The 13,459-nt window shown below is 54.0% G+C and carries 13 protein-coding genes; 10 read left to right on the top strand and 3 right to left on the bottom strand.

The features are described 5' to 3' along the window. Positions 1 to 100 precede the first annotated feature (100 nt). Together M0D42_RS14090 and ilvA are read left to right on the top strand one after the other, a co-directional pair. On the top strand, positions 101 to 835 hold the full coding sequence (locus M0D42_RS14090; RefSeq protein ID WP_265019242.1) for a hypothetical protein: 735 nt from the start codon (positions 101 to 103) through the stop codon (positions 833 to 835). Positions 836 to 905: 70 nt separating this feature from the next. Then, positions 906 to 2,144, top strand: coding sequence for a threonine ammonia-lyase IlvA (gene ilvA, locus M0D42_RS14085; RefSeq protein ID WP_265019241.1), 1,239 nt, complete (start codon positions 906 to 908; stop codon positions 2,142 to 2,144). Here the strand turns inward: ilvA and M0D42_RS14080 are convergent. Next, on the bottom strand, positions 2,141 to 2,458 hold the full coding sequence (locus tag M0D42_RS14080) for an Hpt domain-containing protein (protein WP_265019240.1): 318 nt from the start codon (positions 2,456 to 2,458) through the stop codon (positions 2,141 to 2,143). The two genes, ilvA and M0D42_RS14080, sit on opposite strands and share 4 nt — an antisense overlap. Positions 2,459 to 2,593: 135 nt before the next feature. Between M0D42_RS14080 and M0D42_RS14075 the strand changes: the two genes are divergently transcribed. Then, positions 2,594 to 3,889 (top strand): fused response regulator/phosphatase, encoded by a 1,296-nt coding sequence (locus M0D42_RS14075; protein WP_330221172.1) that lies wholly within the window; start codon positions 2,594 to 2,596, stop codon positions 3,887 to 3,889. Here the strand turns inward: M0D42_RS14075 and M0D42_RS14070 are convergent. After that, entirely contained in the window at positions 3,867 to 4,316 is a 450-nt protein-coding gene (locus tag M0D42_RS14070) for an NUDIX hydrolase (protein ID WP_265019239.1), read from the bottom strand. The genes M0D42_RS14075 and M0D42_RS14070 overlap by 23 nt on opposite strands. A 79-nt stretch (positions 4,317 to 4,395) precedes the next feature. Here M0D42_RS14070 and M0D42_RS14065 point away from each other — a divergent pair, with 79 nt between their 5' ends. From M0D42_RS14065 to M0D42_RS14035, 7 genes are all read left to right on the top strand, one after another. Continuing rightward, the gene (locus M0D42_RS14065) at positions 4,396 to 5,385 is read left to right on the top strand and encodes an Hsp33 family molecular chaperone HslO (protein WP_265019238.1); all 990 of its coding nucleotides are present in this window, start codon (positions 4,396 to 4,398) and stop codon (positions 5,383 to 5,385) included. Then, the gene (locus M0D42_RS14060) at positions 5,382 to 5,978 is read left to right on the top strand and encodes a CoA pyrophosphatase (protein WP_265019237.1); all 597 of its coding nucleotides are present in this window, start codon (positions 5,382 to 5,384) and stop codon (positions 5,976 to 5,978) included. The genes M0D42_RS14065 and M0D42_RS14060 overlap by 4 nt, the downstream gene beginning before the upstream one ends. After that, positions 5,975 to 7,126 (top strand): CCA tRNA nucleotidyltransferase, encoded by a 1,152-nt coding sequence (locus tag M0D42_RS14055; protein ID WP_265019236.1) that lies wholly within the window; start codon positions 5,975 to 5,977, stop codon positions 7,124 to 7,126. Before M0D42_RS14060 ends, M0D42_RS14055 begins: the two co-directional genes overlap by 4 nt. A gap of 213 nt (positions 7,127 to 7,339) precedes the next feature. Further along, positions 7,340 to 9,184 carry an ABC transporter ATP-binding protein gene (locus tag M0D42_RS14050; protein WP_265019235.1) on the top strand — a complete coding sequence of 615 codons (1,845 nt, stop codon included), beginning with the start codon at positions 7,340 to 7,342 and terminating at the stop codon, positions 9,182 to 9,184. Continuing rightward, positions 9,181 to 11,043: an ABC transporter ATP-binding protein gene (locus M0D42_RS14045; protein ID WP_265019234.1), complete on the top strand. Its 1,863-nt coding sequence runs from the start codon at positions 9,181 to 9,183 to the stop codon at positions 11,041 to 11,043. Before M0D42_RS14050 ends, M0D42_RS14045 begins: the two co-directional genes overlap by 4 nt. Before the next feature lie 37 nt (positions 11,044 to 11,080). After that, on the top strand, positions 11,081 to 12,295 hold the full coding sequence (locus tag M0D42_RS14040) for a class I SAM-dependent RNA methyltransferase (protein ID WP_265019233.1): 1,215 nt from the start codon (positions 11,081 to 11,083) through the stop codon (positions 12,293 to 12,295). An 88-nt stretch (positions 12,296 to 12,383) separates the two neighbouring features. Further along, on the top strand, positions 12,384 to 12,875 hold the full coding sequence (locus M0D42_RS14035) for a L,D-transpeptidase family protein (RefSeq protein WP_265019232.1): 492 nt from the start codon (positions 12,384 to 12,386) through the stop codon (positions 12,873 to 12,875). On the opposite strand, the gene M0D42_RS14030 is transcribed toward M0D42_RS14035, so the two are convergent. Further along, positions 12,876 to 13,448, bottom strand: coding sequence for a CAP domain-containing protein (locus tag M0D42_RS14030; RefSeq protein WP_265019231.1), 573 nt, complete (start codon positions 13,446 to 13,448; stop codon positions 12,876 to 12,878). Positions 13,449 to 13,459: the final 11 nt, after the last annotated feature.

The raw sequence follows: 13,459 nt of genomic DNA, 5'->3' as shown, positions 1-13,459 counted from the left end.
ACGTGTTTTCCCGGAAGGGGCAAGCGTTGTGACCTATTGGGCTTGTCAAACCAGCGCAAAACGGCGAGGACTCAGAAAATAATTTCGATTGAGGCATAAAATGATTGGTTTGAACTTCCTTCTGCACTCCATAAAATTGGTGATTTTGAATTGGAAAACCGCGTTACGAATTTCCTCACCTTTGATCTTTACTATCGCCCTGTCGCAGCTTTTCGTTGGCAGCGTGGCGCTGACGGGCGACATCAATAGCACCTCAGAAATTCCCTGGACGGGCTTCATTTTCGCGATGGGCGGGCAGATCATAGCGGGTCTATGGGTTGCAGTCGCTTGGCATCGGTTTGTTTTACTCGAAGAAGATAGCGGATCGCTCATTCCAAATTTCTCCAGTAAGCGCGTGCTAGCATATCTCATGCAAGGTCTCATCCTCTTCTTCATTCTGTTCATAGTTGGATTGATTGTTGGAATAGTTTCTGGACTTATCTCCTCGGCAATCGGTGGGTTTATGGGCGTTATACTAGCCACGACAATCACTTCATTTGTGATTTTGTGGGTTTTTTATCGATACTCGCCAACGTTACCAGCAGCGGCGCTTGGGGAGACGCTGTCCATCGACGCAGCATGGAAAGCAACCAAGCCATACGCCGGCGCGATCCTGTTGCTGGTATTGATCATGAGTTTGGTCACCGCTCTTTTGAGCGGTTTATTAGGGGCGATCGCGCTGCCAGACCCTATTCATATAGGTATTTTGGCAATTCAAACATGGCTTAACATCATGGTGGGAATTAGCGTTCTCACCACGATCTACGGCGTTGCGGTCGAAAACCGGGACCTATAAGCCAGTATTCATTGGTATTCTTTGCCTCTAAGCCTTGCTCTCCGCCATGGCTTGCGGCACCACGGACCTCATGACTGATTTCCGCACCCAGGCCCGCAGTGCCGAAGCCGCCATGCGCAGCGTTTTTGATCCCACGCCTTTGCAGCGAAATGCCCACCTGTCGCAGCGTTTTGCCGCCGAGATTTACCTCAAGCGCGAGGATCTGACGCCAGTGCGCAGCTACAAACTACGCGGGGCCTTCAACGCGATGCGCAAGGTCCTGGAAAAGGATCCCTCTCGCGACCTTTTTGTCTGCGCGTCAGCTGGTAATCACGCGCAGGGTGTTGCTTATATGTGCAAGCATTTTGGGGTTCGCGGTGTGATTTTCATGCCGGTAACGACGCCTCAGCAGAAAATCTTTAAGACAAAAGTTTTCGGTGAAGAGGCCATCGAGGTACGCCTTGTGGGTGACTATTTTGATGACACCCTGACTGCGGCTCAGGATTATTGCGCAGAAGCCAAAGGCACGTTTTTGTCCCCGTTTGACGACGAAGACGTCATCGAAGGTCAGGCTTCCGTCGCTGCAGAAATCATGGCCCAACTTGGACGCGCGCCTGAGCGTGTGATCCTTCCTGTTGGTGGCGGCGGCCTTGCCGCTGGCGTCACAAGCTTCTTTGGGCAAAATACGCATTTTACTTTGGTTGAGCCTGAGGGTGGCACCAGCTTGATTGCGGCGTTGGAAAGTGGGGAACCTGTCACTTTGGCTCATGTCGATGGGTTCGTAGATGGTGCGGCTGTGGCGCGGATCGGGCAAATGACCTTTGCGCGCCTATCTAAGACAGAGCTGAAAGATGTGATTTCTGCGCCCGAAGATCGCATCTGCGCAACGATGCTTGAGATGCTGAATGTCGAAGGCATCGTGCTGGAACCTGCCGGAGCTTTGGCAGTTGATGCGCTTGTTGATGTGGCGGATCAGATCAAAGGGAAGACGGTGGTCTGCGTGACCTCTGGGGGCAATTTTGATTTTGAACGCCTGCCGGAGGTCAAAGAACGGGCGCAGCGATATTCTGGTGTCAAAAAGTACTTCATTTTGCGTTTGCCCCAGCGTCCAGGAGCTCTGAAAGAGTTTCTGAATTTGCTCGGTCCTGAAGATGATATCGCTCGCTTTGAGTATCTCAAAAAATCAGCACGCAATTTCGGTTCGGTGTTGATTGGGATTGAAACTAAGCGACCCGAAAATTTCGAAGCCTATTTCAAGCGTCTTGAGGATGCAGGGATGACTTATACCGATATCACCAATGACGAGATGCTTGCGCAGTTCCTGATCTAAGCGCTGCTGCGAATACGCCCTTGATCAAATTCCGCACAAGAGGCTTCAAAACTGTCGAATACGCTTTGAAGATCGACGGTGTCGTCTTCTGCAAGAAGAGCATGTTCGGCGATTTGGCAGGATTTGGAGAACTCGACAAATCCCAAGTTTGCTGCGCTCCCTTTTAGGAAATGCATATCGGAATGGGTTGCGCCTTTGGCTTTGACTCGTGCGAAAACCTCCGCCACTTCGGTAAAAAACAAGTCGACAATTTCATTGAAACTGTCGTCATCCACTTCTTCGCGAAGCATATTGATATGGGTCCAGTCGAGCATCTTGCCTCCCGGTCTCAGGATGAGTGTAAGACTTTAAGAAAAGGTAACTTCCGCCACTAAAACCAACGGATTTTCGTTCATCAGGTCTTAAGCCGAGGTGAGTCATATTGCGCGACGAACCATCGGGAACTGCTTGTGCTGAATCCAAAACCCACAGCTGAAAACATCGCTGAGCCGAAGGCATCCGATACCGGCGCGCTCAGGCGTGTTTTGCTGGCTGATGAAAGCCGATTGCAGCGCCGAATTCTGTCGGCCTCCTTAAAGCGTGACGGCTATGAGGTTTCAGAGGCGGGCTCTGCGGAAGAGGCTTTGCAGATGTGTCGCGAAGACATGCCTGATCTGGTGCTCTCTGATTGGATATTGCCAGATATGGACGGGATGGAGTTTTGCAAAGCCTTTCGCGAGCTTCCCTCTGAGCACTACTGCTATTTTGTAGTCCTGACTGCCAAATCCGAAAAGGACGGGGTGGTGAAATCGCTGGAGCAGGGGGCTGACGATTTCCTGCTTAAACCGGTTGATGCGCATGAGTTGCGCGCACGTATTTCCGCAGCGGAACGTATCCTGCGTATGCAGCGCGAGCTGACCGAAAAACACCGTATGATTACTGATACCCTTTCAGAGCTTCAGAGGGTGCATGAGCTTGTAGATAAGGATTTGCAGGCGGCCAACCGCTTTCAGGAATCTTTAGTGCGTGACAGGGTGCTTCCGTTTCCGGGAGGGTGCGTTTCGATGTTGCTTCAATCCAGTGGGCATGTCGGTGGTGATCTGGTGGGGCACTACAAGATCAGCGAAGGGCGAATGGGGCTGTTTGCCATTGACGTCAGCGGTCATGGGATCAGTTCGGCGCTGATGACGGCGCGTTTGGCAGGGTATCTGTCAGCCACTTCACGGGATCAAAACATTGCGTTGATAGCCAATGAGAATGGCGGCTATGACGCGTTGCCACCACATCAGGTGATTGAGCAGTTAAATAGTCTCTTTCTAGATGAGATCGAAACCGAACATTACTTCACGATGATCTTGGCTGAGGTGGATTTGAAACGGGGGCATGTGCGCCTCGCGCAGGCGGGGCATCCGCATCCGCTGGTTCAACGTGCAGATGGCGCAATCGAAAAAGTGGGTGAGGGCGGATTGCCTGTTGGGCTTGTACCCGGGGCCGAATATTCAGAATTCGAGGTGTCGCTTGAGCATGGCGATCGATTACTGATCCTGTCAGATGGTCCGATCGAATGCCCGAATGACGATGGTGAAATGCTGGATGATGCGGGCATCGAAGCGCTTGTGGCTTCGCTGGCGGATGAACGCAGAGAGGAGTTTTTGGAAAGCTTTCTGTGGCGCCTTCAGGAATACGCAGGTGAAAACTCAGTACCGGATGATGTTTCAGGCATACTGCTCGAATTTGATGGTGCTAAATCCGCGCTTGCGCGATGAAGTGTCTATCGCCCCAATTCAGTAATAATTCTGTGGCGACAGCTCTTGGCATCCAGACTGCGGTGTGACCCGGTTCTGAAGGAGGGCCCAGTCGGCGAACCGGTTTTGCGACATAAATAGTGCAAAGCTTTTCGGCGTATTTGTCGTAATCTGGCATGTAACAAAACCGACGAAAGGCCCCAAGGCGCCGGGGGGCTGAAATGCTCCAACCAGTTTCTTCAAACACTTCGCGATGCAGGGCGGCGATGGGCGACTCACCCGGGTCGATCCCACCACCTGGCAACTGATATTCAGGTTCCCGTAGAGTTTCAGAAGCGTCTTGGCGTGTGACAAGTATGTCGTTGCCGCGCAAAAGCACCACATAAGCACCGGGACGAGGTTTATAGACACGTCCAGCCTCTGGTGGGGTTCCAAACCGTCGAATCATGCGGTACCAGCCCTTTTCGTTCAACTTGCCGCGCCTATATAGCTGCGGTATGCCAAGATCAGGCCTGTAAGGAAACCCCATGACCCTCGGAACTAAAATTGCCTGGGACGACACCGTACTGCCGTTTCAGCTGGACAAATCTGACATTCGCGGCCGCGTGGCGCGGCTGGACAGCGTGCTGCACGGCATTCTGAAACAGCATGATTACCCGGAGGCGGTTGAAGCGCTGGTGGCGGAGGTTGCCTTGCTGACAGCATTGATTGGCCAAACAATCAGCCTACGCTGGAAACTTTCTCTTCAGGTTCAGACCAATGGACCTGTGCGCATGATCGCAACCGATTATTACGCGCCTCAGAAAGAAGGCGAACCTGCCCGTATCCGAGCTTATGCTGGTTATGATGCTGACCGTTTGACCGATGCCACGCCGTTTGAGCAGCTGGGCGCGGGCTATTTTGCCGTTTTGATCGATCAGGGTGAAGGCACGCAGCCGTATCAGGGTATTGCGCCTTTGACGGGTGGATCGCTCAGCGCAAGCGCCGAAGGCTACTTCGCGCAGTCCGAACAGCTGCCGACGCGGTTCTCTTTGCGGTTTGGTAAATCGATTGAACCCGGCGTCGGTGAACATTGGCGTGCTGGTGGTGTGATGCTGCAGCACATGCCAAAAGCTTCTCCATCTGTGAGCGGAGAAGGGGGCTCTGGTGAAAAGGGCCAGCTGACAGCCGCTGATTTGCTGGAAGATGACGAGGAAGAAAACTGGAACCGCGCGAATATCCTGCTCGACACCGTTGAAGAGTTGGAATTGATAGGGCCAAGCGTCACGCCATCCAACCTGCTGCTGCGCCTGTTTCATGAGGAAGCACCCCGCGTCTATGATCCGCAGGGTGTGAAATTTGGCTGCACCTGTTCTGAAGTTCGCGTACGACAATCTCTGTCGATTTATTCGGCCAAGGACATTGAAAAGATGACCAATGAACAGGGGCGCGTAACGGCGGACTGCCAGTTCTGTGGATCGCATTACGATATGGATCCGAAAACTGTCGGCTTTCAGGCGGAGAGCCCTGCCGAATGACAACAGCGTTGACGCCACTGCTGACAGCGCTGGGCCGCGAGGGTGGGGCGTCATCGGATTTTGATCTGAACCCGGATGTGGCTTTGCCCGAGGGGCGCAAGCTGCGACCTGCGGGTGTGCTGGTGCCGGTTCAAGTGATTGCAGGTGCTGCGCATGTCATTCTGACCAAGCGCAGCTCCCACCTGAAACATCATCCTGGTCAGATTGCCTTTCCCGGCGGCAAACAGGATGACGGTGACGCCGATGTTGTGGCCGCCGCGCTTCGCGAGGCGGACGAAGAGATCGGCTTGCCGAAAGATAACGTGCGCGTGCTGGGCACATTGCCCAGCCATGAAACGGTCACCAGTTTTCAAGTAACGCCCGTGATCGGTGAGGTTCTAGAACCTTTCGCATTTCGCCCTGAACCCGGTGAGGTGGATGAGGTTTTCCATGTGCCGCTCGCTCATGTCACGGACCCTGCTAATTTTCTGATCGAAGGCCGCCGTTGGCGTGGTCAAATGCGTCACTACTATACGGTGCCTTTTGGGCCCTACTACATCTGGGGCGCCACCGCGCGTATTTTGCGTGGATTGGCGGAACGGGTGGTTGCTTGAAAGTCTCGGGCGACTGGCTAACCCGCGTATCTACGCAAACCGTCTGCGCTATGCTTTCTGATGCTGGCCACCAAGCTCTCCTTGTGGGTGGATGTGTACGAAATGCGTTGCTGGGTGCGCCGGTTGCGGACATCGATATCTCGACAGATGCACTGCCAGATCGTGTGATTGAATTGGCCAAGAAGGCCGGATTGAAGGCCATTCCAACCGGTAAAGATCACGGCACGATAACCGTTGTTGCCGATGGTATCCCGCATGAGATTACGACTTTCCGCAAAGATGTCGAAACAGATGGTCGGCGCGCTGTTGTGTCCTTTTCAGATCGGGTAGAGGATGACGCCCACCGGCGTGATTTTACGATGAACGCTCTTTATGCGAAGGCGGATGGCACAGTTGTTGATCCTCTAGGCGGGCTCAGTGATCTGAAAGCGCGCCGCTTCGTGTTTATCGACGATGCCGAGATGCGTATCCGCGAAGACTATCTGCGGATTTTGCGCTTCTTCCGTTTCAACGCCTGGTACGGTGATCCCGAGATGGGTTGGGACTCCGAGGCGCTTGCCGCAATTGCCACGCATTCCTCGGGAATAGAAACGCTTTCAAAGGAACGTATCGGGTCAGAAATGACCAAACTATTGGCGGCGCCTGATCCGGCGCCCGCCGTGGCTGCAATGCGTCAGGCGACCGTTTTGACTGAAATCATTCTCGGCGCGGATGACAAAGCTCTGGCGCCGTTGGTTCATTTTGAGCAGCAAGCCGGTGCAGCGTCAGATCCGATTCGCCGTCTTGCAGCGATAGGCGGCAATAACGTTCCTGAAGCACTCAGATTGTCCAAAAAGAAAGCCGCAACCCTAGAACTATTGCGCGAATTGACCGGTAACCCGATGTCGATTGCCGAAATCGCCTATCGCCAGAACGAAGACATCGCGCTCTCTGTGGTTTTGTTGCGATCTGCATTGTTTGAGCAGCCATTACCTACCGGTTTTCAGCAGGACATTGATCTTGGGGTATCCGCTGAATTTCCAATCAAACCTGCGGATTTGATGCCTGCCTTTCAGGGAAAAGACCTTGGGGATCAGCTCCGAAAGCTGGAAGACCTATGGATCGCCTCAGGATTTTCGATGGACAAGGATGCGCTTCTTCAAAGCTGATACCAAAGCTTCATAAATTCGCATGTTGACTCATTCTGAGACCTAAGCCACCCTCAGTGTATCTCACAAGGAGAGTGCAAAATGGATAGACGGATCTTTTTTCCTTAAGCCGTCATTGACCCGGTTCATTGATCGCTGACGCGGCTTCGGCCGGCACTTTTGCTTTTCCTACCCATATCCTGATCAACAGGACGACGTATGTGAGTATTTTCTATGTTTTTTCGTTTCTTTGAAAACCTTGTCGACCCCTATGTGGACTATGTCGAAACCGACACACCGCCCACAAAACTATGGCCGTTTCTACGCGCCTATATGGGGCCGTTTAAAACCGTTTTTTGGATTGCTGCCATTATGTCGGTCATTGTGGCCGTGGTGGAAATTTTACTGATCCACTACCTTGGACGGCTGGTCGATCTGCTATCTGGAGACCCGGCTGAGGTTTGGGCCCAATACCGGACAGAGTTCATCTTGGCTGCGCTCTTTGTGTTGTTAATCCGGCCCGTTCTGCAGGCGCTTGATGTCCTGATTCTGAACAACTCGATCCTTCCGAACTTCGGGACATTGATCCGTTGGCGGTCCCACAAACATGTTCTACGCCAATCGGTTGGCTGGTTTGAAAACGACTTTGCTGGTCGCATTGCCAACCGGATCATGCAGACGCCGCCTGCGGCTGGTGAGGCAATTTTTCAGGTGTTTGATGCCATCGCGTTTTCGGTGGCTTATGTGGTTGGGGCCGCGGTGATCCTAAGTCAAGGTGATCCGAGACTATTGCTTCCACTGGTGATCTGGCTGGTTCTCTACGGATTTCTTGTTGCCTGGACCGTGAAGCGGGTAGGTCCCGCGTCGAAAGCAGCGTCTGACGCGCGCTCTACTGTAACTGGCCGTGTGGTGGATGCGTATACCAATATTCACTCGGTGAAACTGTTTGCACAGGATTCACACGAGATCGACTATGCGAAGGACGCGATCGAACACACACGAGTCACTTTCCAAAAGGAAATGCGCATCTACACGATCATGGATGTGTCGCTTGTCATTCTGAACGGCCTGTTAATCTTGGGTGTCGTCGGTTGGGCGATTTGGCTTTGGATGCAGGGCAGCGCGACGGTAGGGATCGTCGCAGCAGCAACGGCTTTGACGCTACGGCTGAACGCGATGACCGGCTGGATCATGTGGGCACTGACCACTTTCTTCCGCCAGTTGGGTGTCGTGTCAGAAGGCATGGAAACCATTGCGCAGCCGATTGATCTGGTGGATGCCGCCAATGCGGAACCGCTCGCATTTAAAGACGGTCAGATCGAGATTCAGTCTCTAACGCACCACTATGGGCGCGAAATGGGTGGGCTTGATGCGATTTCCTTGACGATCAAACCGGGTGAGAAAATTGGTCTGGTCGGACGTTCCGGTGCTGGGAAATCCACATTGGTCAAACTGCTTTTACGGTTTTATGAGGCCGAAGCCGGACGCATTCTGTTTGACGGTCAGGACATTAAGACGCTGACCCAGGATAGCCTTCGTGCGCAAATTGGGATGGTACAGCAAGACAGCTCGCTGTTGCACAGGTCGATCCGAGACAACATCTGTTACGGCAAACTAGACGTGACCGACGCGCAGATGATCGAAGCCGCCAGCAAAGCCGAAGCGCATGACTTCATTCTGGATCTGGAAGATCAGGAAGGTCGCACGGGATACGACGCGCATGTCGGCGAGCGCGGTGTGAAACTTTCCGGTGGCCAGCGCCAGCGCATCACCTTGGCGCGGGTTATTCTGAAGGATGCGCCGATCCTCCTCTTGGATGAGGCGACCTCCGCTCTAGATTCCGAAGTTGAGGCGACAATTCAGGAAACGCTCTACGGCATGATGGAAGGGAAAACCGTAATTGCCATTGCCCATCGGCTGAGCACTATTGCGCAGATGGACAGGATTCTGGTCATGGATGAGGGCCGCATTGTCGAGGAAGGCAGCCATGCTGAATTGCTTTCCAAAGATGGGCAATATGCGAGCTACTGGAAACGGCAATCCGGGGGCTTTTTGGGAACGGCTGAGGCAGCGGAATGAACGAAAAAACAATATTTGAGCGATTGGGAATAACCCGCTTGGTTGTGCGGTTTGACCCTTTTCGCCCTGTGAATTCCCCACCGCCGCAACGGCTCACCGGGTTCGTGCGCTGGGCGCTTAAAGGCTGTGGCGGGTTGCTTCTGCTAGGCATCGTCTTTTCGGCGATGGGCGGAACCGTGGATGCGATTGCGGCCTATTTGCTGGGCGCGATCATCGACACGGTTTTGGCCAGCGATCCTGCAACGGTATTTTCCGAAAATGCCTGGCTTTTTGTGGGCTTTATCGCCTTCTTTCTGATCCTGAGGCCGCTTCTTTTCACCGCCAACCTGGGCACGCAAATCCTGCTTTTGCAGCCCAATATTGGCCCAATGGTAAATGCGCGTTTGCACCGTTGGGTCATGGGGCAATCGGTGTCTTTCTTTGACAATGATTTCGCCGGGCGGATCGCGCAGAAACAATTGCAGACCTCCTCAGCAATTTCTGAGGCGACTGTTGAAGTCGTGAACACCGTTGTCTTTGCAGTGATCTCTGTTGTCGCGGCCACAGCTCTGATGGCCATGGTGGATTGGCGCATCGCCATTCCGCTTGTGCTGTGGATCGCGGCCTATGTGATGCTCCTACGGTTTTTCATTCCTCGCGTGCGGAAGAAAGCAAAACTGCGGGCGAATGCGCGGTCTGTGGTCAGCGGGCAGCTGGTCGATACGATCACCAACATGCGCACCGTAAAGCTCTTTGCGAACAGCCAATTTGAAGATCGCGCTGCGATCAATGCTATGGGCGATTTTCGCGAGACAGTGTTTGAATTCGGATATGTTTCTGTCAGCTTCCGCGCCTGCCTAATGGTGCTGGCGGGCACTCTTCCGGTGTTGATCATTCTGAGTTCGGTTTACTTCTGGTCCGCCGGGAGCGCGACACCGGGTGAGATCACTGCCGCCGGTGCACAGGCAATTCGCCTAGGGCAAATGACCAATTGGGTATCGTTCTCTCTGATGTCGATCTACGCGAAAATTGGTGAAATCGAAGACGGTATGCACACACTGACCGCGATCATGCGGATTGAGGATCGCGACGACGCCAAGGAACTGCAAGGCCCGGCCACCGTTGAGTTTCAGAACGTCGATTTCGCCTATAGCGAATCTGCTGCGGGGATCAGCGATGTATCAATCAAAGTTACCGAAGGTGAGAAAATCGGTTTGGTCGGGGCATCCGGGGCAGGGAAGTCGACCTTTGTTTCACTGCTCCTGCGCCTTTATGAGGCGGACAGCGGCGAAGTCCGCGTGGCTGGGCACGATGTGCAAACCGTGACTCAGGAAAGCCTGAGGCGGCATGTCGGAATGGTCACGCAAGAAACGGCGATGTTCAACCGATCTGCAATGGAAAACATTCGCTATGGCCGTCCTGACGCCAGCGAGAATGAAGTCATTGCTGCGGCGAAAAAGGCACGGGCGCATGAGTTCATTCTGGATATGAAAGATCAGAAGGGCCGCGCGGGATATGACGCCTTCCTTGGAGAGCGTGGCGTGAAACTTTCGGGTGGACAGCGGCAGCGTATCGCTTTGGCACGTGCCATCCTCAAAGACGCGCCAATTCTTATTCTGGATGAGGCGACATCGGCTTTAGACAGTGAGGTTGAAGCTGAAATCCAAGAGGCGTTACATGAGGTTGTGGTTGGGAAAACCGTTATTGCCATCGCGCACCGCCTGTCGACCATCGCGGAGATGGATCGCATCATCGTCATGGATCGGGGGCGCATTGTCGAAGAGGGCAGCCACGCAGATCTTCTAACTCAGGACGGGCTATATGCAGGCTTCTGGCGGCGGCAGTCGGGTGGCTTCATCGCTGCCGAAGCGGCGGAATAGGCTTTTCTAACTGGGCGCCGCGGGCTATTGCGGCGCCATGACTGAGTTTCTGATCAATCGACTAGGCCATCAAGGCGATGGCATTGCAGATGGGCCGCTCTTTGCGCCGCTGACCCTTCCTGGTGAAACCGTGACCGGCAGCATTGAGGGAACTCAGCTGCGCGACATTCGGGTTGTGACGCCGTCAGAGAACCGCGTTAAACCGCCGTGTCGTCATTTCAAGTCCTGCGGCGGTTGTGGCTTGCAGCATGCTTCTGATGCCTTTGTTGCAGATTGGAAAGTGGACGTGGTGCGTCATGCGCTGGCGGCACAAGGCATTGTGACGGAATTCAAGCCCATAGAAACTTCTCCACCGATGTCCCGTCGACGCGCTGTGATCTCCGCACGACGGACAAAAAAAGGCGCCATGGCAGGGTTTCACCAACGCGCCAGCGACGTGATTGTTGAAATTCCGGATTGTCAGGTGATGCACCCTGATCTGATGCCTGCTTTGGACGTGGCCAAAGAGCTCGCCATGATCGGTGCGTCGAGAAAGGGCGAGCTTTCGGTCACCGCGACCTTGTCTGCCGAGGGACTGGATATCGCCGTGACGGGCGGCAAACCACTTGATGGGTCGTTCCAGATGCAGCTGGGGCAGGAGGCACAACGGCTCGGCTTGGCACGGCTTGCTTGGGACGATGAAATCATCGCAACGCTTTATCAGCCATGGCAAAAATTTGGCGCCGCCAAGGTAGTTCCGCCTTCTGGAGCCTTTTTGCAGGCGACTGAACATGGTGAGGCGGCTCTGCTGAATGCTGTGCAGGAGATTGTGGGCGATGCACCAAAACTTGTGGATTTGTTTGCAGGCTGTGGGACCTTCTCGTTGCCCCTTGCCGCACGCGCTGAAGTGCATGCGGTCGAAGGCCTGAAATCCATGATGAAGGCGCTGGATCAAGGCTGGCGTCAGTCGCACGGACTGAAACGTGTCACTACCGAAACACGCGATCTGTTCCGCAACCCCATCATTGCCAGCGATCTTCGCTATGATGCGGCCGTTATTGACCCACCGCGCGCAGGTGCCGAGGCTCAGACCATCGAGCTCGCGCAATCAAAAGTTCCAACCATTGCCTTTGTCTCCTGCAACCCGGTGACTTTCGCACGTGATGCCTCAACGCTGATCCGCGGAGATTACCAGCTTGAATGGGTGCAGGTGGTCGATCAGTTCCGCTGGTCTTGCCACATTGAAGTGGTCGGCAAGTTTGTGCGTACCTAGCGCTCAAAACGATGTGAGTCTGTTTTTCTCGTCTGGGTTGGTGCGTCCGGTTGTGGTATGGAGCAATTGAGCAGCAACGAGAAAACAAATGCGCATCTTCGCTATTCTAATGAGCCTGATGCTGGCGCTGGGCGCCTGCACGTCATCAAAATTTCAGTTCTATAGTGGTCCAGAAGTAACGGGAATTCTCGTCTACAAAGGCGAGCGCAAGATGTACCTGATGCACGGAAATCAGGCGCTGAAAGTCTATGATGTAGGGCTTGGGTTTGCGCCTCAAGGTCACAAGCAAAGAGAAGGGGACGGTCGTACGCCTGAAGGGGCCTATATGATCGACCGTCGCAATCCGAACAGCCAGTTCCACCTGTCTTTGGGGATATCATATCCCAATGCCGAAGATCGGGCTTATGCCGCGCGCAATGGGTTTAGCCCGGGCGGCGATATCTTTATTCATGGTCGCCCATGGAGAAACCGCAAGGGTGGCGTGGACTGGACGGCGGGGTGCATCGCTGTGACCAATCGCGAGATGCAGGAAATTTATGCGATGGTCAAAGACGATACGCCCATTTGGATTTACGAATAATTACTGCTCAGGAATGGCTGCTGCCGCGATATCCAGAACATCCGGGATTTGAGGCGTACCAGGTGCGCCCATGACAAGCGTCCACCAAATCTTACCGTTGCTTTCCTGATGCCATGAGAAACCAAGATCAGTTGCCGCAGGATCCAAGATGACCGTACGTGGTCCGGGCTCTTCCATCCATGCGCCAAGGGTTTCCAGCTCTGTCTCATAGGTTTCAGAGATCGCTTCTCCGACCAACACACCTTCATAGCCAACGCGGGCAACGCGCTCGATCGGAGAGGAGCCGTCAGAGCCAAAGTGCCATGGACGGTTCTGAATCGACATGTCGCGTGAGTGGGTCGCCGCTGCGGCAACAAGCTGAGCATTCAGCGCAACTTCGCCCAGACCTGACGCGGAGCGCAGCGCGTTCACCGAATCAACCATGCGGAACTGGATCTTGGAGGTATCGTTGGCGCGAATCTTGTAAAGGCGCGGCAAAGGTTTGCCATCAGCGCCCAATGGCGGGTCTGTTACGGTGGTTGTACAGGCTGATACAGCCAGCAACATTGCCATCAAAGCCGCAATTACACGCATTTCTTGCCCTT

Source organism: Cognatishimia activa (genome assembly GCF_026016445.1).
Lineage (GTDB): Bacteria > Pseudomonadota > Alphaproteobacteria > Rhodobacterales > Rhodobacteraceae > Cognatishimia > Cognatishimia activa_B.
Note: the sequence above shows the minus strand (reverse complement) of the source record. Positions and strands in the feature narration are given on the sequence as shown.

Excerpts from the sequence above, each read along its gene's own strand:
- M0D42_RS14090 (WP_265019242.1), top strand. The coding sequence starts at position 101 with ATGATTGGTTTGAACTTCCTTCTGCACTCCATAAAATTGGTGATTTTG.
- M0D42_RS14080 (WP_265019240.1), bottom strand. The coding sequence starts at position 2,458 with ATGCTCGACTGGACCCATATCAATATGCTTCGCGAAGAAGTGGATGAC.
- M0D42_RS14040 (WP_265019233.1), top strand. The coding sequence starts at position 11,081 with ATGACTGAGTTTCTGATCAATCGACTAGGCCATCAAGGCGATGGCATT.
- M0D42_RS14030 (WP_265019231.1), bottom strand. The coding sequence starts at position 13,448 with ATGCGTGTAATTGCGGCTTTGATGGCAATGTTGCTGGCTGTATCAGCC.
- M0D42_RS14035 (WP_265019232.1), top strand. The coding sequence starts at position 12,384 with ATGCGCATCTTCGCTATTCTAATGAGCCTGATGCTGGCGCTGGGCGCC.
- M0D42_RS14070 (WP_265019239.1), bottom strand. The coding sequence starts at position 4,316 with ATGATTCGACGGTTTGGAACCCCACCAGAGGCTGGACGTGTCTATAAA.
- ilvA (WP_265019241.1), top strand. The coding sequence starts at position 906 with ATGACTGATTTCCGCACCCAGGCCCGCAGTGCCGAAGCCGCCATGCGC.
- M0D42_RS14045 (WP_265019234.1), top strand. The coding sequence starts at position 9,181 with ATGAACGAAAAAACAATATTTGAGCGATTGGGAATAACCCGCTTGGTT.
- M0D42_RS14065 (WP_265019238.1), top strand. The coding sequence starts at position 4,396 with ATGACCCTCGGAACTAAAATTGCCTGGGACGACACCGTACTGCCGTTT.
- M0D42_RS14060 (WP_265019237.1), top strand. The coding sequence starts at position 5,382 with ATGACAACAGCGTTGACGCCACTGCTGACAGCGCTGGGCCGCGAGGGT.
- M0D42_RS14050 (WP_265019235.1), top strand. The coding sequence starts at position 7,340 with ATGTTTTTTCGTTTCTTTGAAAACCTTGTCGACCCCTATGTGGACTAT.